This is a genomic window from Streptococcus mitis (assembly GCF_000960005.1).
Taxonomy (GTDB): domain Bacteria; phylum Bacillota; class Bacilli; order Lactobacillales; family Streptococcaceae; genus Streptococcus; species Streptococcus mitis_CK.
Window position 1 is genome coordinate 1 of sequence record NZ_JYGP01000002.1, and the last position, 20871, is coordinate 20871.

The 20871-nt window shown below is 41.7% G+C and carries 12 protein-coding genes, 19 tRNA genes, 3 rRNA genes and 1 pseudogene; 33 read left to right on the top strand and 2 right to left on the bottom strand.

Features of this window, described 5'->3' with window-relative positions:
• Positions 1-124: 124 nt before the first annotated feature.
• The 23 genes from TZ90_RS01195 to TZ90_RS01305 all read left to right on the top strand — a co-directional run bounded on the left by TZ90_RS01195 (position 125) and on the right by TZ90_RS01305 (position 7401).
• The gene (locus TZ90_RS01195; protein ID WP_045611009.1) at positions 125-604 is read left to right on the top strand and encodes a sigma-70 RNA polymerase sigma factor region 4 domain-containing protein; all 480 of its coding nucleotides are present in this window, start codon (positions 125-127) and stop codon (positions 602-604) included.
• A gap of 88 nt (positions 605-692) precedes the next feature.
• Positions 693-764, top strand: a tRNA-Glu gene (locus tag TZ90_RS01200).
• 241 nt (positions 765-1005) lie between these two features.
• A 16S ribosomal RNA gene (locus tag TZ90_RS01205) occupies positions 1006-2551 on the top strand.
• Positions 2552-2602: 51 nt separating this feature from the next.
• A tRNA-Ala gene (locus tag TZ90_RS01210) sits at positions 2603-2675 on the top strand.
• A gap of 125 nt (positions 2676-2800) precedes the next feature.
• Positions 2801-5701, top strand: a 23S ribosomal RNA gene (locus TZ90_RS01215).
• 76 nt (positions 5702-5777) lie between these two features.
• Positions 5778-5893: ribosomal RNA gene (gene rrf / locus TZ90_RS01220) — 5S ribosomal RNA — on the top strand.
• The 16S, 23S and 5S rRNA genes sit together here with 19 tRNA genes alongside, the layout of an rRNA operon.
• 4 nt (positions 5894-5897) lie before the next feature.
• Positions 5898-5970, top strand: a tRNA-Val gene (locus TZ90_RS01225).
• A 2-nt stretch (positions 5971-5972) separates the two neighbouring features.
• Positions 5973-6045 (top strand) — tRNA-Asp (locus TZ90_RS01230).
• Positions 6046-6068: 23 nt separating this feature from the next.
• Positions 6069-6141: transfer RNA gene (locus tag TZ90_RS01235), tRNA-Lys, on the top strand.
• 5 nt (positions 6142-6146) lie between these two features.
• Positions 6147-6228, top strand: a tRNA-Leu gene (locus TZ90_RS01240).
• A gap of 18 nt (positions 6229-6246) precedes the next feature.
• Positions 6247-6319 (top strand) — tRNA-Thr (locus tag TZ90_RS01245).
• Between the two features lie 22 nt (positions 6320-6341).
• Positions 6342-6413: transfer RNA gene (locus TZ90_RS01250), tRNA-Gly, on the top strand.
• A gap of 7 nt (positions 6414-6420) precedes the next feature.
• Positions 6421-6506, top strand: a tRNA-Leu gene (locus tag TZ90_RS01255).
• 11 nt (positions 6507-6517) lie between these two features.
• Positions 6518-6591: transfer RNA gene (locus TZ90_RS01260), tRNA-Arg, on the top strand.
• A 15-nt stretch (positions 6592-6606) separates the two neighbouring features.
• Positions 6607-6680 (top strand) — tRNA-Pro (locus tag TZ90_RS01265).
• Between the two features lie 5 nt (positions 6681-6685).
• A tRNA-Met gene (locus TZ90_RS01270) sits at positions 6686-6759 on the top strand.
• 13 nt (positions 6760-6772) lie between these two features.
• Positions 6773-6846, top strand: a tRNA-Ile gene (locus tag TZ90_RS01275).
• A gap of 12 nt (positions 6847-6858) precedes the next feature.
• Positions 6859-6948: transfer RNA gene (locus TZ90_RS01280), tRNA-Ser, on the top strand.
• Between the two features lie 10 nt (positions 6949-6958).
• Positions 6959-7032 (top strand) — tRNA-Met (locus tag TZ90_RS01285).
• A 3-nt stretch (positions 7033-7035) separates the two neighbouring features.
• Positions 7036-7108 (top strand) — tRNA-Phe (locus tag TZ90_RS01290).
• A gap of 20 nt (positions 7109-7128) precedes the next feature.
• Positions 7129-7199 (top strand) — tRNA-Gly (locus tag TZ90_RS01295).
• A gap of 34 nt (positions 7200-7233) precedes the next feature.
• Positions 7234-7307, top strand: a tRNA-Ile gene (locus TZ90_RS01300).
• Between the two features lie 6 nt (positions 7308-7313).
• A tRNA-Ser gene (locus TZ90_RS01305) sits at positions 7314-7401 on the top strand.
• A gap of 187 nt (positions 7402-7588) precedes the next feature.
• Here the strand turns inward: TZ90_RS01305 and birA are convergent.
• Together birA and TZ90_RS01315 are read right to left on the bottom strand one after the other, a co-directional pair.
• Positions 7589-8524: a bifunctional biotin--[acetyl-CoA-carboxylase] ligase/biotin operon repressor BirA gene (gene birA / locus TZ90_RS01310; protein WP_045611037.1), complete on the bottom strand. Its 936-nt coding sequence runs from the start codon at positions 8522-8524 to the stop codon at positions 7589-7591.
• The gene (locus TZ90_RS01315; RefSeq protein WP_045611038.1) at positions 8521-9381 is read right to left on the bottom strand and encodes an AraC family transcriptional regulator; all 861 of its coding nucleotides are present in this window, start codon (positions 9379-9381) and stop codon (positions 8521-8523) included. Before TZ90_RS01315 ends, birA begins: the two co-directional genes overlap by 4 nt.
• Positions 9382-9488: 107 nt before the next feature.
• On the opposite strand from TZ90_RS01315, the gene TZ90_RS01320 reads away from it, so the two are divergent.
• From TZ90_RS01320 to TZ90_RS01360, 10 genes and pseudogenes are all read left to right on the top strand, one after another.
• Positions 9489-11651, top strand: a complete 2163-nt coding sequence (locus tag TZ90_RS01320) for an alpha-galactosidase (RefSeq protein ID WP_045611039.1) — start codon at positions 9489-9491, stop codon at positions 11649-11651.
• Positions 11652-11685: 34 nt separating this feature from the next.
• Positions 11686-12936, top strand: coding sequence for an extracellular solute-binding protein (locus TZ90_RS01325; RefSeq protein WP_045611041.1), 1251 nt, complete (start codon positions 11686-11688; stop codon positions 12934-12936).
• A gap of 18 nt (positions 12937-12954) precedes the next feature.
• Positions 12955-13827 (top strand): carbohydrate ABC transporter permease, encoded by an 873-nt coding sequence (locus TZ90_RS01330; protein WP_001007686.1) that lies wholly within the window; start codon positions 12955-12957, stop codon positions 13825-13827.
• Positions 13828-13843: 16 nt separating this feature from the next.
• On the top strand, positions 13844-14677 hold the full coding sequence (locus tag TZ90_RS01335; protein ID WP_045611043.1) for a carbohydrate ABC transporter permease: 834 nt from the start codon (positions 13844-13846) through the stop codon (positions 14675-14677).
• A 248-nt stretch (positions 14678-14925) separates the two neighbouring features.
• Complete coding sequence (gene gtfA, locus TZ90_RS01340) at positions 14926-16368, top strand: sucrose phosphorylase (RefSeq protein WP_045611044.1); 1443 nt, start codon at positions 14926-14928, stop codon at positions 16366-16368.
• Positions 16369-16505: 137 nt separating this feature from the next.
• Positions 16506-17699 carry an O-antigen ligase family protein gene (locus tag TZ90_RS01345; RefSeq protein WP_045611046.1) on the top strand — a complete coding sequence of 398 codons (1194 nt, stop codon included), beginning with the start codon at positions 16506-16508 and terminating at the stop codon, positions 17697-17699.
• Positions 17700-17843: 144 nt separating this feature from the next.
• The gene (locus TZ90_RS01350; protein WP_000655222.1) at positions 17844-18287 is read left to right on the top strand and encodes a MarR family winged helix-turn-helix transcriptional regulator; all 444 of its coding nucleotides are present in this window, start codon (positions 17844-17846) and stop codon (positions 18285-18287) included.
• A 31-nt stretch (positions 18288-18318) separates the two neighbouring features.
• Positions 18319-18513: pseudogene (locus TZ90_RS09805) on the top strand (nuclear transport factor 2 family protein); the annotation flags it as partial.
• A 14-nt stretch (positions 18514-18527) separates the two neighbouring features.
• Complete coding sequence (locus TZ90_RS01355) at positions 18528-19256, top strand: ATP-binding cassette domain-containing protein (RefSeq protein ID WP_000575242.1); 729 nt, start codon at positions 18528-18530, stop codon at positions 19254-19256.
• Positions 19249-20769: an ABC transporter permease/substrate-binding protein gene (locus TZ90_RS01360; protein ID WP_045611048.1), complete on the top strand. Its 1521-nt coding sequence runs from the start codon at positions 19249-19251 to the stop codon at positions 20767-20769. The genes TZ90_RS01355 and TZ90_RS01360 overlap by 8 nt, the downstream gene beginning before the upstream one ends.
• Positions 20770-20871 lie beyond the last annotated feature (102 nt).

The following is a 20871-nucleotide window of genomic DNA, read 5'->3' on the forward strand; positions in this document are numbered from 1 at the left end:
ATAACCCCCAGAGAGGCATGTCCTCTCTTTTTTGTGCAGTTGAGACGGTGTAGGGAACAGAATGGGGGAAATGGGACAAAAGTGTTTCTGAATCTGTTAGACTGTATCTAGAAAAGGGGACGTTATGTTTAAAGAATTATATGAAGAAGTCCAGGGGATTGTATATAAGTGTAGAAATGAATATTACCTTCATTTATGGGATCTATCGGATTGGGACCAAGAGGGGATGATTTGCTTACATGAATTGATTAGTAGAGAAGAAGAGCTGGCAGAAGATATTCCTCGTTTACGTAAATACTTCAAAACAAAGTTCCGTAATCGAATTTTAGACCATATCCGTAAACAAGAAAGCCAGAAGCGTAGATATGATAAAGAACCTTATGAAGAAGTAGGTGAGATTAGTCATCGTATCAGTGAGGGAGGTCTGTGTCTAGATGATTATTATCTCTTTCATGAGACACTAAGAGATTATAGAAACAAACAAAGTAAAGACAAACAAGAAGAGTTAGAACGCGTCTTAAGAAATGAACGCTTTCGAGGACGTCAAAAAGTGTTAAGAGACTTACGTATTGTGTTTAAAGAGTTTGACATCCGTACTCAATAGGAAGTCATACAAAAAAGATAAAAAGTTTAAAAAAGTAGTTGACAAAGTATGAAAAGTCGGTATAATAGTAAGAGTTGAAAATAACTCTGGTCCGTTGGTCAAGGGGTTAAGACACCGCCTTTTCACGGCGGTAACACGGGTTCGAATCCCGTACGGACTATGGTATGTTGTGGTTGTGGCACTTGATGAAAAAAGATTAAAAAAGTTTCAAAAAAGTGTTGACAAGCGAAAGCGACTGTGATATACTAATATAGTTGTCGCTTGAGAGAAGCGAGTGACAAAGACCTTTGAAAACTGAACAAGACGAACCAATGTGCAGGGCACTACAACTAAGGTTGTAGTACTGAACAATGAAAAAACAATAAATCTGTCAGTGACAGAAATGAGTGAGAACTCAAACTTTTAATGAGAGTTTGATCCTGGCTCAGGACGAACGCTGGCGGCGTGCCTAATACATGCAAGTAGAACGCTGAAGGAGGAGCTTGCTCTTCTGGATGAGTTGCGAACGGGTGAGTAACGCGTAGGTAACCTGCCTGGTAGCGGGGGATAACTATTGGAAACGATAGCTAATACCGCATAATAGTAGATGTTGCATGACATTTGCTTAAAAGGTGCAATTGCATCACTACCAGATGGACCTGCGTTGTATTAGCTAGTTGGTGGGGTAACGGCTCACCAAGGCGACGATACATAGCCGACCTGAGAGGGTGATCGGCCACACTGGGACTGAGACACGGCCCAGACTCCTACGGGAGGCAGCAGTAGGGAATCTTCGGCAATGGACGGAAGTCTGACCGAGCAACGCCGCGTGAGTGAAGAAGGTTTTCGGATCGTAAAGCTCTGTTGTAAGAGAAGAACGAGTGTGAGAGTGGAAAGTTCACACTGTGACGGTATCTTACCAGAAAGGGACGGCTAACTACGTGCCAGCAGCCGCGGTAATACGTAGGTCCCGAGCGTTGTCCGGATTTATTGGGCGTAAAGCGAGCGCAGGCGGTTAGATAAGTCTGAAGTTAAAGGCTGTGGCTTAACCATAGTACGCTTTGGAAACTGTTTAACTTGAGTGCAAGAGGGGAGAGTGGAATTCCATGTGTAGCGGTGAAATGCGTAGATATATGGAGGAACACCGGTGGCGAAAGCGGCTCTCTGGCTTGTAACTGACGCTGAGGCTCGAAAGCGTGGGGAGCAAACAGGATTAGATACCCTGGTAGTCCACGCCGTAAACGATGAGTGCTAGGTGTTAGACCCTTTCCGGGGTTTAGTGCCGTAGCTAACGCATTAAGCACTCCGCCTGGGGAGTACGACCGCAAGGTTGAAACTCAAAGGAATTGACGGGGGCCCGCACAAGCGGTGGAGCATGTGGTTTAATTCGAAGCAACGCGAAGAACCTTACCAGGTCTTGACATCCCTCTGACCGCTCTAGAGATAGAGCTTTCCTTCGGGACAGAGGTGACAGGTGGTGCATGGTTGTCGTCAGCTCGTGTCGTGAGATGTTGGGTTAAGTCCCGCAACGAGCGCAACCCCTATTGTTAGTTGCCATCATTCAGTTGGGCACTCTAGCGAGACTGCCGGTAATAAACCGGAGGAAGGTGGGGATGACGTCAAATCATCATGCCCCTTATGACCTGGGCTACACACGTGCTACAATGGCTGGTACAACGAGTCGCAAGCCGGTGACGGCAAGCTAATCTCTTAAAGCCAGTCTCAGTTCGGATTGTAGGCTGCAACTCGCCTACATGAAGTCGGAATCGCTAGTAATCGCGGATCAGCACGCCGCGGTGAATACGTTCCCGGGCCTTGTACACACCGCCCGTCACACCACGAGAGTTTGTAACACCCGAAGTCGGTGAGGTAACCGTAAGGAGCCAGCCGCCTAAGGTGGGATAGATGATTGGGGTGAAGTCGTAACAAGGTAGCCGTATCGGAAGGTGCGGCTGGATCACCTCCTTTCTAAGGAAAAGGAACTGCGCATTGGTCTTGTTTAGTCTTGAGAGGTCTTGTGGGGCCTTAGCTCAGCTGGGAGAGCGCCTGCTTTGCACGCAGGAGGTCAGCGGTTCGATCCCGCTAGGCTCCATTGGTGAGAGATCACCAAGTAATGCACATTGAAAATTGAATATCTATATCAAATAGTAACAAGAAAATAAACCGAAAACGCTGTAGTATTAATAAGAGTTTATGACTGAAAGGTCAGAAAAATAAGGTTAAGTTAATAAGGGCGCACGGTGGATGCCTTGGCACTAGGAGCCGAAGAAGGACGTGACAAACGACGATATGCCTTGGGTAGCTGTAAGTAAGCGATGATCCAGGGATTTCCGAATGGGGGAACCCAACAGGTACTACCTGTTACCCGCATCTGTTAAGGATGTGAGGAGGAAGACGCAGTGAACTGAAACATCTAAGTAGCTGCAGGAAGAGAAAGCAAAAGCGATTGCCTTAGTAGCGGCGAGCGAAACGGCAGGAGGGCAAACCGAAGAGTTTACTCTTCGGGGTTGTAGGACTGCAATGTGGACTCAAAGATTATAGAAGAATGATTTGGGAAGATCAGCCAAAGAGAGTAATAGCCTCGTATTTAAAATAGTCTTTGTACCTAGCAGTATCCTGAGTACGGCGGGACACGTGAAATCCCGTCGGAATCTGGGAGGACCATCTCCCAACCCTAAATACTCCCTAGTGACCGATAGTGAACCAGTACCGTGAGGGAAAGGTGAAAAGCACCCCGGGAGGGGAGTGAAATAGAACCTGAAACCGTGTGCCTACAACAAGTTCGAGCCCGTTAATGGGTGAGAGCGTGCCTTTTGTAGAATGAACCGGCGAGTTACGTTATGATGCGAGGTTAAGTTGAAGAGACGGAGCCGTAGGGAAACCGAGTCTGAATAGGGCGAATTAGTATTATGACGTAGACCCGAAACCATGTGACCTACCCATGAGCAGGTTGAAGGTGCGGTAAGACGCACTGGAGGACCGAACCAGGGCACGTTGAAAAGTGCTTGGATGACTTGTGGGTAGCGGAGAAATTCCAAACGAACTTGGAGATAGCTGGTTCTCTCCGAAATAGCTTTAGGGCTAGCGTCGACATAAAGATTCTTGGAGGTAGAGCACTGTTTGGGTGAGGGGTCCATCCCGGATTACCAATCTCAGATAAACTCCGAATGCCAATGAATTATGGTCGGCAGTCAGACTGCGAGTGCTAAGATCCGTAGTCGAAAGGGAAACAGCCCAGACCACCAGCTAAGGTCCCAAAATAATTGTTAAGTGGAAAAGGATGTGGGGTTGCACAGACAACTAGGATGTTAGCTTAGAAGCAGCTATTCATTCAAAGAGTGCGTAATAGCTCACTAGTCGAGTGACCCTGCGCCGAAAATGTACCGGGGCTAAAACAATTTACCGAAGCTGTGGATACCTTTATAGGTATGGTAGGAGAGCGTTCTATGTGTGATGAAGGTATACCGTGAGGAGTGCTGGAACGCATAGAAGTGAGAATGCCGGTATGAGTAGCGAAAGACAGGTGAGAATCCTGTCCACCGTAAGACTAAGGTTTCCAGGGGAAGGCTCGTCCGCCCTGGGTTAGTCGGGACCTAAGGAGAGACCGAAAGGTGTATCCGATGGACAACAGGTTGATATTCCTGTACTAGAGTATGTAGTGATGGAGGGACGCAGTAGGCTAACTAAAGCAGACGATTGGAAGAGTCTGTCTAAGCAGTGAGGTGTGAACTGAGTCAAATGCTTAGTTCTATAACATTGAGCTGTGATGGGGAGCGAAGTTTAGTAGCGAAGTTAGTGACGTCACACTGCCAAGAAAAGCTTCTAGCGTTTAAACATACTCTACCCGTACCGCAAACCGACACAGGTAGTCGAGGCGAGTAGCCTCAGGTGAGCGAGAGAACTCTCGTTAAGGAACTCGGCAAAATGACCCCGTAACTTCGGGAGAAGGGGTGCTGACTTTACGTCAGCCGCAGTGAATAGGCCCAAGCAACTGTTTATCAAAAACACAGCTCTCTGCTAAATCGTAAGATGATGTATAGGGGGTGACGCCTGCCCGGTGCTGGAAGGTTAAGAGGAGTGCTTAGCGCAAGCGAAGGTATGAATTGAAGCCCCAGTAAACGGCGGCCGTAACTATAACGGTCCTAAGGTAGCGAAATTCCTTGTCGGGTAAGTTCCGACCCGCACGAAAGGCGTAATGATTTGGGCACTGTCTCAACGAGAGACTCGGTGAAATTTTAGTACCTGTGAAGATGCAGGTTACCCGCGACAGGACGGAAAGACCCCATGGAGCTTTACTGCAGTTTGATATTGAGTGTCTGTACCACATGTACAGGATAGGTAGGAGTCTATGAGATCGGGACGCCAGTTTCGAAGGAGACGTTGTTGGGATACTACCCTTGTGTTATGGCCACTCTAACCCAGATAGGTGATCCCTATCGGAGACAGTGTCTGACGGGCAGTTTGACTGGGGCGGTCGCCTCCTAAAAGGTAACGGAGGCGCCCAAAGGTTCCCTCAGAATGGTTGGAAATCATTCGCAGAGTGTAAAGGTATAAGGGAGCTTGACTGCGAGAGCTACAACTCGAGCAGGGACGAAAGTCGGGCTTAGTGATCCGGTGGTTCCGTATGGAAGGGCCATCGCTCAACGGATAAAAGCTACCCTGGGGATAACAGGCTTATCTCCCCCAAGAGTTCACATCGACGGGGAGGTTTGGCACCTCGATGTCGGCTCGTCGCATCCTGGGGCTGTAGTCGGTCCCAAGGGTTGGGCTGTTCGCCCATTAAAGCGGCACGCGAGCTGGGTTCAGAACGTCGTGAGACAGTTCGGTCCCTATCCGTCGCGGGCGTAGGAAATTTGAGAGGATCTGCTCCTAGTACGAGAGGACCAGAGTGGACTTACCGCTGGTGTACCAGTTGTCTTGCCAAAGGCATCGCTGGGTAGCTATGTAGGGAAGGGATAAACGCTGAAAGCATCTAAGTGTGAAACCCACCTCAAGATGAGATTTCCCATGATTTTATATCAGTAAGAGCCCTGAGAGATGATCAGGTAGATAGGTTAGAAGTGGAAGTGTGGCGACACATGTAGCGGACTAATACTAATAGCTCGAGGACTTATCCAAAGTAACTGAGAATATGAAAGCGAACGGTTTTCTTGGTTTGAATAGATATTCAATTTTGAGTAGGTATTACTCAGAGTTAAGTGACGATAGCCTAGGAGATACACCTGTACCCATGCCGAACACAGAAGTTAAGCCCTAGAACGCCGGAAGTAGTTGGGGGTTGCCCCCTGTGAGATATGGAAGTCGCTTAGCTCTAGGGAGTTTAGCTCAGCTGGGAGAGCATCTGCCTTACAAGCAGAGGGTCAGCGGTTCGATCCCGTTAACTCCCATAGGTCCCGTAGTGTAGCGGTTATCACGTCGCCCTGTCACGGCGAAGATCGCGGGTTCGATTCCCGTCGGGACCGTTAGAATAACGTAAGTTATTTTAGACTCGTTAGCTCAGTTGGTAGAGCAATTGACTTTTAATCAATGGGTCACTGGTTCGAGCCCAGTACGGGTCATATATGCGGGTTTGGCGGAATTGGCAGACGCACCAGATTTAGGATCTGGCGCTTAACGGCGTGGGGGTTCAAGTCCCTTAACCCGCATTAAGATATAATAAATGAGCCGGCTTAGCTCAGTTGGTAGAGCATCTGATTTGTAATCAGAGGGTCGCGTGTTCAAGTCATGTAGCCGGCATTTTTAGATAGAAGAAAACAGTGCGAACGTAGTTCAGTGGTAGAACACCACCTTGCCAAGGTGGGGGTCGCGGGTTCGAATCCCGTCGTTCGCTTAGAGAGGCCGGGGTGGCGGAACTGGCAGACGCACAGGACTTAAAATCCTGCGATTGGTAACGATCGTACCGGTTCGATTCCGGTCCTCGGCATAATATAATGAGCACCCTTAGCTCAACTGGATAGAGTACCTGACTACGAATCAGGCGGTTAGAGGTTCGACTCCTCTAGGGTGCATTTTTCTATTTAACTCGGGAAGTAGCTCAGCTTGGTAGAGTACTTGGTTTGGGACCAAGGTGTCGCAGGTTCGAATCCTGTCTTCCCGATATATGGCGGTGTAGCTCAGCTGGCTAGAGCGTCCGGTTCATACCCGGGAGGTCGGGGGTTCGATCCCCTTCGCCGCTATAAAGATCTTGTTGGACCTTTAGCTCAGCTGGTTAGAGCTCTCGGCTCATAACCGAGTGGTCGTAGGTTCAAGTCCTACAAGGTCCATTTGAATAATATGGAGGATTACCCAAGTCCGGCTGAAGGGAACGGTCTTGAAAACCGTCAGGCGTGTAAAAGCGTGCGTGGGTTCGAATCCCACATCCTCCTTTTGTATTAACGCGGGATGGAGCAGCTCGGTAGCTCGTCGGGCTCATAACCCGAAGGTCGTAGGTTCAAATCCTGCTCCCGCAATAAGGCTCGGTAGCTCAGTTGGTAGAGCAATGGATTGAAGCTCCATGTGTCGGCGGTTCGATTCCGTCTCGCGCCATTTTTATTAATAGTATGTATGCGGGTGTAGTTTAGTGGTAAAACTACAGCCTTCCAAGCTGTTGTCGCGAGTTCGATTCTCGTCACCCGCTTTGAACTTTGTTCAAATTACCAAGTTTTTAACTTGGGCGCGTAGCTCAGGTGGTTAGAGCGCACGCCTGATAAGCGTGAGGTCGGTGGTTCGAGTCCACTCGTGCCCATTAATTGGAGAATTACTCAAGAGGCTGAAGAGGACGGTTTGCTAAATCGTTAGGTCGGGTAACTGGCGCAAGGGTTCGAATCCCTTATTCTCCGTTTGAATGAGGGTTTATAACTCTCTTTTTTTGTATTTTTAAGAATAGTAGAATAAAAACTTTAGATTTGTAAAACTTAATTGGATTACTTATCTGAAGTTTTTTTGCGCTCTTTGTCAACTGTAGTGGGTTGAAGAAAAGCTAAAATCTTTATATATTGTCGATTTTATGGTTGTGCTAGTTTATTATTACTTCCAACCCTTGAGTGAAATTTCTCCGCTATTTAGCCAAATTTCTTTTCCGTTATCACATTGAACTAAAAGTTTACCACTTTCAGAGATGTCTTTAGCAAGTCCCTTGTGGTCTTTTTGATCTAGTGTGAAAGTAACTTCTTTTCCTAGAACGAATGACTGTTTTTTGTAAAGGTATAATAGCTCTTCTGCAGGTGTTTCGAAGAAAGCACGCCATATTTCAATGATTAATTCATTTCTGGTAATAGGTGCTGGAGCTTTGAATAAACTAGCAGCTTTTTCTTTTAATTCTTGAGGGAAGTCTTTAATAGTAAAGTTGATCCCTACTCCAATAATGATATCTGTGACTAGGCCTGTTTCTACAGACGTCATTGCCTCAGTAAGGATTCCTCCAATTTTATGATTGTTTAGGTAGATATCATTGACCCATTTTATGTCGACATCTATTAAAGTTAGGTTCTTAATGGCTTTGTAGACAGCTCCTGCTACAAGTAGTGTGTAGGATGGTAATTTGTCATAGGGAAGATTTGGTTTAAGATGGAGGGTCATATAAATGCCACCTTGTGGTGAGTAGAAAGAACGTTGAAATCGACCTCGGCCTGCTGTTTGATAGGAAGCTAGATAGAGGGTGTTTGTTTCATATCCTCTATCTATTGCTTCTTTTGCATCAATTTGGGTAGATTTAGTTTCTGACTTAAAATTAACGGTAATTGGGAGATTTTCTTGTATAAGGTCTGGCAGGAGAAGATCTCCATTCAATAGTTTATAGCCCCTATTTTTTATGCTATCAATTTCAATACCTTCTTGTTCTAGCCGCTTGATGGCTTTCCAAATTGATGTTCGGCTTAAGGATAGTTCTTCAGCAATTTTTTCTCCGCTGATATAGTCGGTTTCTTTTGTCAGAATCTGGTAGACAGCTTGGTAGGATTTCATAGTGTTTCCTTTCTTACTAGTTGGTATTGAGAATATTCTTTTCTTGTATGACTTGGAGTCTGATTGAAGTATTGTTTATAAGCTTTTGAAAAATGGAGTGGATCTGAAAAACCTACCGAATATGCAATTACTTTGATAGACTCTTGGGTATTTTCGAGAAGCTGTTTAGCTCGGTGCATTCGAACATAGAGTAAGTATTCTTTGGGTGATAAGGTATTAAATTCTTTGAATACGCTTGATAAGTAGCTTCTGTGAACGGATAGTTCTTTTGCTAAATCTTGAATTGTAAGTGATTGAGGATAGTGACTATCAATTAATCTTTTGCATTCAAGATAGAGTTGGTAGGTTGATGAAATATTCTTTTTTTTCTGATTGGGAGCAATAGTTCCCAGATGAAACATCAGTTCATGGAGTTGTCCCATGATATGGAGTTGAGCTAATTCATTTGATTTGGTAATCTGAGCGAAGCGGACAATGTCTGAGATGAGTTTTGCAGTGGTCTGGGTATGACAAGTTTCAGATTGGATGAGATAGGATTGATCAGAAATTTGAGAAAGAGCAAAATAGTCAGGAGCTTTCCCTCCAGTGATTCCTAACCAGTAGTAGGCCCAAGGTTCTTTACTATCTGCTTGATAAAAGGTTAGTTCCTCTGGTTTTAATAGAAAGAAATCTCCTTCTTTTAAATCAACAATTTTACCTTTGTAATGAAATTTTCCTTGTCCTTTGGTAATGTAATGTAGGACGTATGTATCTCGAATTGCTGGACCAAAAGAGTAATTAGGTTTGCATTCCTCATATCCATAAAAGCTTAGGGAAAGGTCAATTGTTCCAGTCTGGTATTCTGAAAAAACTAGCATGTGCCACCTCCTACCTAACATTTTACCATATTCTTGAGACATTTTTCTATTTTAGAAAGCGATTACAGATGATAAAATATAGTCAATAAAGTGATGAGGTGAAGTAAATGGGAGTTAGGATAGAGAATAATCTATTTTATGTTGAGAGTAAAAATCTAAGTTTGATTATTGAAAATCGAAATGGCTACTTACTTTTGAAACATTTAGGAAAGACTATTAAGAACTATAAAGGTTCCAACAGTGTTTATGAACGAGACCATGCCTTTTCAGGAAATCCAACGGCTACTAATCGAACCTTTAGTTTAGATACTCAACGTCAAATTTTTGGACAACATGGTTTGGGTGACTTTAGAAAACCAACTTTACAGGTTCAGCATGATGCAACTGAAGTAACAGACTTTCGATTTGTAGAAGCAAAGATTTTAAAAGGTCAGAATGGTCCACAGGGCTTACCGTCTCCACATAGCATGGACGATACAGAGACTCTTGTCTTAATGTTAGAAGATTCTAAGGCTCAACTTAGTCTGAATTTGTATTATACTGCTTTTAATAATGATTCGACAATTGCTAGCTACAGTAAATTGGAAAATAATAGTAATCAGGAAGTTGTCATCCATAAAGATTTTTCTTTTATGGCTGATGTTCCAGCTGCAGATTACGAAATCGTAACTCTGCAGGGTGCTTATGCTCGTGAAAAGACTGTCAGACGTCAACAGGTAGAACAAGGAATCTTTTCGATTAGTTCGAACCGTGGGGCTTCTGGGCATGCTCAAACACCAGCTCTTCTCTTATGTGATCAAGGAGTCACAGAGGATGCTGGAAATGTGTTTGCTATTCAACTAATGTATAGTGGAAACTTTGAAGCTTTTGTTCAAAAGAATCAATTGAATGAAGTTCGGCTGGCTATTGGAATTAATCCGGAAAATTTTTCTTGGAAGTTAGACCCTGAGGGAAACTTCGAAACACCAGTAGCTTTAATGACCTATTCAGATAAGGGATTAACTGGTGTTAGCCATGAAAGTCAGAATTTTATACTGAAGCACATTATGCCAAGTAAATTTTTTACAAAAGAACGCCCAATTCTAATTAATAACTGGGAAGCTACTTACTTTGATTTTCAGAGAGAAAAACTGTTAGAGTTAGCAGATGAAGCTAAGAAAGTTGGCATTGAACTTTTTGTATTAGATGATGGTTGGTTTGGCAATCGTTTTGATGATAATCGTGCTTTAGGTGATTGGGTTGTTAATGAGAAAAAACTGGGTGGAAGTCTAGAAAGTCTGATTTCAGCTATCCATGAAAGAGGTTTGCAGTTTGGGCTTTGGTTAGAACCTGAGATGATTTCTGTAGATAGCGATTTGTATCGTAAACATCCTGACTGGGCTATTCAGGTTCCAGGATATGAACATACCTATTCTAGAAATCAATTAGTACTTAATCTTGCCAATACTCAGGTAGTAGAATACTTGAAAAATGTCTTAGATCAACTCCTATCTTATCATGAGATTGACTACATCAAATGGGATATGAATCGTAATATTACTAAGCTAGGGAATGGATCTAACTATCTAGAGACACAGATGCAATCTCATCAGTACATGCTGGGGCTTTACGAACTCGTTTCTTATCTGACAGAGAAGCACAGCTATATTCTCTTTGAGTCCTGCTCTGGTGGTGGTGGACGAAATGATCTTGGTATGATGCGTTATTTCCCACAAGTCTGGGCTAGTGATAATACTGATGCTATTGCACGTTTGCCAATTCAATACGGTTCATCCTATCTCTATCCAACCATTTCTATGGGGGCTCATGTGTCAGCAGTACCGAATCATCAGATGGGGCGAACGACACCATTAGAAACACGTGGCCATGTAGCAATGATGGGAAATTTGGGATATGAGCTTGATTTGACAAGTTTATCAGATGAAGAGAAAGCTGAGATTGCTAATCAGGTGAACTTGTATAAAGAATTACGACCAGTAGTTCAGTTAGGACAACAGTATAGACTAATTAATCCTGATACTGCATCCAATGAAGCAGCTGTACAATTTAATTACAAAAATCAAACGGTTGTAACCTATGTACGCGTTTTATCAGTTGTAGAGACCATGGAAACAACTTTAAAATTAAAAAATTTGGTTGAAGAGGGACTGTATGAATTACAGGAAAATGGAGTAGTTTACTCAGGTGCAGAACTCATGTATGCAGGTTTAACTGTTATCTTATCCCAGGGAGATTTTTTGAGTAAACAGTATATTTTTAGAAGACTATAATAAAGGTGTATAAATTTATAAAGGAGGCTTTCCAATGAAATGGTATAAGAAAGCAGGTTTTCTTTTAGTAGCTGGGGCTAGTTTACTAGGCCTAGCAGCTTGTAGTCAGAATGATCAATCTACTGATGGAAAGGTAACGATTGAATTTTTTAACCAGAAGACCGAAATGGCGGATACTTTGCAAAAAATTGTAGATAATTTTGAAAAGGATCATCCTACTATTGATGTAAAACTGACGACTGTTCCGGCAGCTGGAATTGTTCTGAAGACTCGGATTTTATCAGGAGATGTTCCAGATATTGTTAATATTTATCCTCAAAATATGGATTTTCAGGAGTGGGCAAAAGCAGGTTACTTTGCAGATATGACAGGGAAATCTTATCTTGAGAACATTAAGAATGACTATGCAGAAAAGTATGCAATCAATAACAAGATTTATAGTGTGCCTTTAACTGCTAACCTTTATGGAATTTATTACAATAAAACAAAGTTTAAAGAATTAGGACTTGAGGAACCAAAGACTTTTAAAGAGTTTCAAGAGATTGTTAAAAAGATAAAAGATAGTGGGAATTCTCCGTTTGCAGTTGCAGGCAATGAAGGATGGACATTAAACGGTTATCACCAACTTTCTCTCATTACCATTACAGGCAGTGGAGACGCAGCTAATAACTATCTTCGCTTTTCAAAACCAAATGCTATTTCTGTAGATGATGCTATTTTAAAAGCAGATGCAGAACGACTAGATTTGTTGGCGGATAATGCTCAAGATGGATGGCGTGGTGCCTCTTATAATGATGCGGTGGTAGCATTCTCGAATGAAAAAGCCTTGATGATGCCACAAGGATCATGGGCATTAGCGGCAATTAATCAACAGGATCCAAAATTTGATGTGGGGATGTTTGCCTTCCCAGGAGAAGAAGTAGGAAAAGAAGTCACTGTTGGTGCAGGGGACATGGCATTATCAACTTCAGCTACTACCAAACATCCTAAAGAAACCGAAGAATTTATCAGCTATATGACTAGTTCAAAAGCTATGCAAGCATATTATGATGTGGATGGATCACCAGTTGCAGTGAAAGGTGTACAGGAAAAAGAAGATTCAGCACTTGCAGAGATTTCTAAACTAGCATTTACGGATAAACATTATGTTTGGTTGGGCCAACACTGGAATTCTGAAGAAGATTTTTTCAATCTAAGTGCAGGTTACTTGATGGATAAAAATCTGAAAAATATGGCAAACAATCTCAATGCTTTCTTTAATCCAATGAAGGCAGATTTGGACTAGAATAGGAGTTAAGATGATATGGCTATTCGAAAATTTTTAAATAAATACTGGGGTTGGACTTTTTTGCTCATCCCGCTTGCATTACAAGCTATCTTCTTTTACTTTCCGATGGTACAAGGTGCTTTCTATAGTTTGACTAACTGGACTGGATTGACCTATAATTATAAATTTGTTGGTCTGAATAACTACAAATTGCTGATGATTGATGGGAAATTCTTCACAGCCATTGCTTTTACTTTGATTTTAACCCTGGCATTGATTATTGGAGAGATTACAATTGGGATGGTTGTCGCTCGAGCCTTAAATTCTAAGATGAAAGGGCAGACCTTCTTTAGAGCATGGTTCTTTTTCCCGGCGGTTTTGTCTGGTTTGACAGTTTCCTTGATTTTTAAACAATTCTTCAACTATGGTCTTCCAACGATTGGAAAAATTTTAGGGATTAGTTTTTTACAAGAAAGTCTATTAGGAACACCAATTGGAGCGGTAGTGGCAACTATTTTTGTTCTTCTATGGCAAGGAGTAGCAATGCCAATTATTCTCTTTCTTGCTGGTCTTCAGAGTATTCCAAGTGATATTTTGGAGGCAGCATCAATTGATGGTGCAACAAGCAAACAAACTTTTTGGAAGATTGAATTACCATATTTGCTACCAACGATTTCTATGGTTTTTATCCTAGCTCTTAAGTCTGGTTTGACTGCCTTTGACCAAATTTTTGCCTTGACGAGTGGTGGTCCAAATAATGCTACAACGTCTCTTGGTCTTTTAGTCTACAACTATGCCTTCAAGAGTAATCAATATGGATATGCGAATGCAATTGCCTTGATTTTATTCTTAATTATTGGAATTGTTTCTCTTATCCAAATCAAACTATCAAAGAAATTTGAAATCTAATTGGGGAGTCCTACACATGAAAAAAGAAGAAAAATTGAATCAGTTTTGGAAGTATGTCCTCTTGATAGTAGGTGGTATTCTCATACTTGTTCCTTTGTTGGTAACGGTTTTTAGTTCCTTCAAGACAACCAAGGATATCATGAATCATTTCTTTGGTTTGCCCAATCCTTTTACATTAAGCAATTATGAACGATTGGTTTCGGATGGGATTGGAGGCTATTTCTGGAATTCAGCTGTTATTACGGTGTTATCATTGATTGTAGTAGCCTTCTTTATACCAGCTGCAGCCTATTCCATTGCTCGAAATATGTCCAAGAAAAAAGCCTTTGCAATTATGTATTCGCTCTTGATCTTAGGGATATTTGTTCCATTTCAGGTGATTATGATTCCTATCACAGTTATGATGAGCAAACTCGGCCTGGCAAATATGTGGGGGTTGGTACTACTTTATCTAACTTATGCAATTCCACAGACCCTCTTCTTGTATGTTGGTTATATTAAAATCAGTGTACCAGATAGTTTAGATGAAGCTGCAGAAATTGATGGGGCTGATCGATTTACAACTTACCGTCGAATTATCTTTCCAATGCTGAAGCCCATGCATGCTACAACCTTGATTATCAATGCATTATGGTTCTGGAATGACTTTATGTTGCCATTGTTAATTTTGAATAAGGATTCCAAGATGTGGACTTTGCCTCTCTTCCAGTACAACTACCAAGGTCAGTATTTTAATGACTATGGGCCAAGCTTTGCATCCTATATTGTGGGAATTTTAACAATTACTGTCGTCTACCTCATCTTCCAAAAACATATTATTTCAGGAATGAGCAACGGAGCGGTGAAATAAGATACAAAGGGACGATTCAGCTTGCTGAAAATTTCTGTAGAAAAATAGGAAATTGACGTAGTGTGCTTGCACACAAGAAGATTTATCTTTTTTCCTAAGAAATTAGTCCCGTGTTCAATTCCGTATACGAAGGGACGATTCAGCTTGTTGATTTCAATCGTACCCTATGAAGCAATTCTTAAAATACATAAACTCATAAAAGCCAAGTCATATGAGACTTGGCTTCAATTAGAAAAAGGAGAGTAATGATGCCAATTCAGAATAAAACTATGTTGATTACCTATTCAGATAGTCTTGGAAATAATCTTAAAGACCTATATGATAATTTGGAAGAGCATTTTGGAGATGCTATTGGAGGAGTTCACCTTCTACCATTTTTCCCATCAACAGGTGATCGTGGATTTGCGCCAGTTGACTACGACGAAGTGGACTCAGCTTTTGGTGATTGGGAGGATGTTAAGCGTTTAGGTGAGAAATATTATCTTATGTTTGATTTTATGATTAATCATATTTCTCGTCAATCTAAGTATTATAAGGACTATCAAGAAAAACATGAAGCCAGTGAATTTAAAGATCTCTTTTTAAACTGGGATAAGTTTTGGCCAGAAAACCGTCCGACACAGTCTGATGTAGATTTAATATACAAGCGTAAGGATCGTGCACCAAAGCAAGAGATTGTTTTTGAAGATGGGTCAGTGGAACATTTGTGGAATACCTTTGGTGAGGAGCAGATTGATCTTGATGTGACCAAAGAAGTAACTATGGAATTTATCCGTAAGACTATTCAGCACTTGGCAAGTAATGGGTGTGATTTGATTCGTCTAGATGCCTTTGCTTATGCAGTGAAGAAATTGGATACTAATGATTTCTTTGTGGAACCAGATATTTGGGATTTATTGGACAAAGTTCGAGATATCGCTGCTGAGTATGGGACAGAGCTCTTACCTGAGATTCATGAACATTATTCGATTCAGTTTAAAATAGCGGATCACGATTACTATGTTTACGATTTTGCTCTTCCAATGGTGACACTTTATACTCTTTACAGTTCAAGAACAGAGCGTTTGGCCAAGTGGTTAAAGATGAGCCCAATGAAGCAATTTACGACGCTAGACACCCATGATGGGATTGGAGTAGTAGATGTCAAGGATATCCTGACCGATGAGGAGATTGACTATGCTTCAAATGAACTCTATAAGGTTGGAGCAAATGTCAAACGTAAGTACTCCAGTGCCGAGTATAACAATTTAGATATCTACCAAATCAATTCAACCTATTATTCTGCGCTTGGAGATGATGATATCAAGTATTTTCTCGCTCGTCTAATTCAAGCTTGTGCTCCAGGTATTCCTCAGATTTACTATGTGGGGCTACTAGCAGGAAAGAATGACTTGAAACTATTAGAAGAAACTAAAGAAGGTCGAAATATTAATCGTCATTACTATAGCAATGAGGAAATAGCAGAAGAAGTTCAACGTCCTGTGGTGAAGTCTCTTCTCAATCTATTTTCTTTCCGTAATCAATCAGAGGCCTTTGATTTAGAAGGAACTATTGACGTTGAAACACCAACAGCCCACAGCATTGTAATAAAACGTCAAAATAAAGATAAGTCCGTAACAGCAGTAGCAGAAATTGATTTGCAAAATCAGACTTATCGGGTAATTGAGAACGGAATTGAAGTAACATTTTGAAGCCTTGATATGGTTGATAAAATAGGGTTTTTATTTTAGAAAACGTTTCCTTTGTTTTCAAATTGCTAAAAAAGTGGTACAATATAGGGTAGCTTACTATTATCTGAATCAACTGATTTGGAGAGAAAGGATTCATTTTGAAATCAATAGGCTTTATTGAAAAGCTGAAAGGGTTGTCTAGTAAAGAGCTGATTTTATTGGGAATTATCCTGAGTATCTTTTTACCCTTTTATCTTTTTGTAGTTGTATTCTGTTTATATATTATCAGTTTAATTTTCACAGGGGACATGAAAAGTATTCTTCAGAAAATGGGGGAGCATCCGATGCTACTTCTTTTTCTTGGCTATAGTACTGTTATATCCGTTTTTGCACAAAATTGGATGGGAGTTGTGGCTTCAGTAGGAATTTTTCTATTTACTGTTTTCTTTTTGCACTATCAGTCGATTTTATCACATAAATTCTTTCGATTGATTTTGCAGCTCGTCTTGTTTGGTAGCGTCTTGTCAGCTGCTTTTGCGAGTTTAGAACATTTCCAAATTGTGAAGAAATTCAACTATGCTTTTCTTTCACCCAATATGCAGGTGTGGCATCAGAATCGTGCAGAAGTGACCTTCTTTAACCCTAATTATTATGGAATTATTTGTTGTTTCTGTATCATGATTGCCTTCTATTTGTTTACAACGACCAAGTTGAATTGGTTGAAAGTATTCTGTGTGATTGCAGGCTTTGTGAATCTCTTTGGTTTGAACTTTACGCAAAATCGAACTGCCTTTCCTGCAATTATCGCTGGAGCCATTATTTATCTCTTTACGACCATTAAAAACTGGAAGGCCTTTTGGCTTAGTATTGGGGTCTTTGCGATTGGCTTGAGCTTCCTCTTTTCTAGTGATTTGGGAGTTCGGATGGGGACTTTAGACTCTTCTATGGAAGAACGAATTTCTATCTGGGATGCTGGGATGGCCTTATTTAAGCAAAATCCTTTTTGGGGTGAGGGGCCATTGACTTACATGCACTCCTATCCTCGGATACATGCTCCTTATCATGAACATGCTCACAGTCTTTATATTGATACGATTCTGAGTTACGGAATTGTGGGGACCATTTTATTAGTTTTGTCTTCTGTGGCTCCTGTTCGCTTGATGATGGATATGAGTCAGGAGTCGGGGAAACGTCCGATTATAGGTCTTTATCTATCTTTCCTTACAGTGGTTGCTGTGCATGGAATCTTTGACTTGGCCCTCTTCTGGATTCAGTCAGGTTTCATTTTCTTGCTAGTTATGTGCAGTATTCCGTTGGAGCATCGAACATTGGTATCGGACATGACGGATTAAGTTTATTAGATTCAAATCTTCTACCTTGGGTGGGAGATTTTTTTGCTAGGAAAAATTATTTCCAAATCGAAATAGTTGACAGTTGGAACGATGAGTGTTACAATTGTTTTATTCATTTCGATATCGAAATAAATTGGAGGTGTTATGAAAGATAGTCATTTGGTAGCCCATCATATTCGTTTGTTGAATGGGCGGATTTTTCAAAAGTTACTGAGCCAAGACCCTGAAGCTCTTTATCGGAGTGAACAGGGCAAGATTTTAGCGGTTTTATGGAATAGTAAAACTGGCTGTGCAACTGCGACAGACATTGCGCTTGCGACTGGACTTGCTAATAATACTCTGACGACGATGATAAAAAAGCTAGAGGAACAAAATCTTGTAACTATTAGTCCATGTGGAGAAGATAAGCGTAAGAAGTATTTGGTTTTAACAGAGTTGGGGCAGTCTCAGAAAGAAGTGGGGCATCGTGTCAGTCAGAAATTGGATACGATCTTTTACAAAGGATTTTCAGAGGAAGAAATTCGTCAGTTTGAAGCCTTTCAAGAAAGAATTTTGGCTAATCTGAAAGAGGATGAAAATGAGATTTAAAATGGAGCAAATTAGCTGTTTATAAGTAAAGGTCACTTTTGACCTTGTTTTCCAACTCTTAGGACAAGGAAACTATGTGGTTAGCTATGGTCAGAATCAGATTGGTGGAGTTGCCTATGCCCAGTACGATATCTTCCGTCTAGAAAACGGGAAAATTGTGGAGCATTGGGACAATAAGGAAGTCATGCCTAAGGTAGAAGACTTGACCAATCGAGGGAAGTTTTAAATTGAGGATACAGAATGATTGAATACAAAAATGTAGCTTTACGTTACACAGAAAAAGATGTCTTGAGAGATGTTAATTTACGGATTGAGAATGGAGAGTTTATGGTTTTAGTTGGGCCATCTGGGTCCGGTAAGACGACCATGGTCAAGATGATTAACCGTCTCTTGGAACCGACTGATGGAAATATTTTTATGGATGGCAAGCGCATCAAAGACTATGATGAGCGTGAACTTCGTCTTTCTACTGGTTATGTTTTACAGGCTATTGCTCTATTTCCTAATCTAACGGTCGCGGAAAATATTGCCCTGATTCCTGAGATGAAGGGATGGACTAAGGAAGAAATTGCTCAGAAAACAGAAGAGCTTTTGGCTAAGGTTGGTTTACCAGTAGCTGAGTATGGACATCGCTTACCTAGTGAACTATCTGGTGGAGAACAGCAACGGGTTGGTATTGTCCGTGCTATGATTGGTCAGCCTAAGATTCTCCTCATGGATGAACCTTTTTCAGCCTTGGATGCTATTTCTCGCAAACAGTTGCAGGCTCTGACTAAGGAATTGCATAAAGAGTTTGGGATGACAACTATTTTTGTAACCCATGATACGGATGAAGCTTTGAAATTGGCGGACCGTATTGCTGTCTTGCAGGATGGAGAAATTCGCCAGGTAGCGAATCCCGAGACAATTTTAAAAGCGCCTGCAACAGACTTTGTAGCAGACTTGTTTGGAGGTAGTGTTCATGACTAATTTAATTGCAACTTTTCAGGATCGTTTTAGTGATTGGTTGACAGCACTATCTCAACATTTGCAGTTGTCACTTTTGACCTTGTTGCTGGCCATCTTTATAGCGATTCCCTTGGCTGTTTATCTTCGCTATCATGAGAAGTTGGCCGACTGGGTCTTGCAAATTGCAGGGATTTTCCAGACTATCCCGTCACTGGCCTTGTTGGGACTCTTTATCCCCTTGATGGGAATTGGAACATTGCCGGCTTTGACAGCTCTAGTGATTTATGCGATCTTTCCGATTTTACAAAATACCATCACTGGACTGAAGGGAATTGATCCGAGTTTGCAAGAGGCTGGAATTGCCTTTGGGATGACCAGATGGGAGCGTCTCAAGAAGTTTGAGATTCCACTTGCCATGCCTGTTATGATGTCTGGGATTCGGACGGCAGCGGTCTTAATTATCGGTACGGCAACCTTGGCGGCCTTGATTGGGGCAGGGGGACTAGGTTCCTTTATCCTTTTGGGAATTGACCGTAATAATGCCAGTCTGATTTTGATTGGGGCCCTTTCTTCTGCAGTGCTTGCCATTGCCTTTAATTTCCTGCTAAAAGTGATGGAAAAAGCAAAATTGCGGACGATTTTTTCTGGTTTTGCCTTGGTGACAATATTGCTCGGTCTGTCTTATAGCCCAGCCCTCTTAGCTCAAAAAGAGAAAGAAAACTTGGTTATTGCTGGGAAATTGGGTCCAGAACCAGAAATTTTGGCCAATATGTATAAGTTGCTGATTGAAGAAAATACTAGTATGACTGCGACTGTTAAACCGAATTTTGGGAAGACAAGCTTTCTTTATGAAGCTCTGAAAAAAGGCGATATTGACATTTATCCTGAATTTACTGGTACGGTGACTGAAAGTCTACTTCAACCATCACCGAAAGTGAGTCATGAGCCAGATCAGGTTTATCAGGTGGCGCGTGATGGCATTGCCAAACAGGATCATCTAGCCTATCTCAAACCTATGTCTTATCAAAATACCTATGCTGTAGCTGTTCCGAAAAAGATTGCTCAAGAATATGGCTTGAAGACCATTTCGGATTTGAAAAAAGTGGAAGGGCAATTGAAGGCAGGCTTTACACTTGAGTTTAATGACCGTGAAGATGGAAATAAGGGCTTGCAGTCAATGTATGGTCTCAATCTCAATGTAGCGACCATGGAGCCAGCTCTTCGCTATCAGGCAATTCAGTCAGGCGATATTCAAATTACGGATGCCTATTCGACCGATGCGGAATTGGCGCGTTATGATTTACAGGTCTTGGAAGATGACAAGCAACTCTTTCCACCTTATCAAGGGGCTCCACTGATGAAAGAAGCTCTTCTCAAGAAACATCCAGAGTTGGAAACAGTTCTCAATAAATTGGCTGGTAAAATTACTGAAAGCCAGATGAGCCAGCTTAACTATCAAGTGGGTGTTGAAGGCAAGTCAGCAGAACAAGTAGCCAAGGAATTTCTACAAGAACAAGGTTTGTTGAAAAAATAGCTTGAAAAGCTAAACTCAACTTGGTTAAACGACTATATAGAAGAATGCTCAGACAATGTTGTCTGGGCTTTTTTGATTGTTGAAAAGATGAAAACTCAGTAG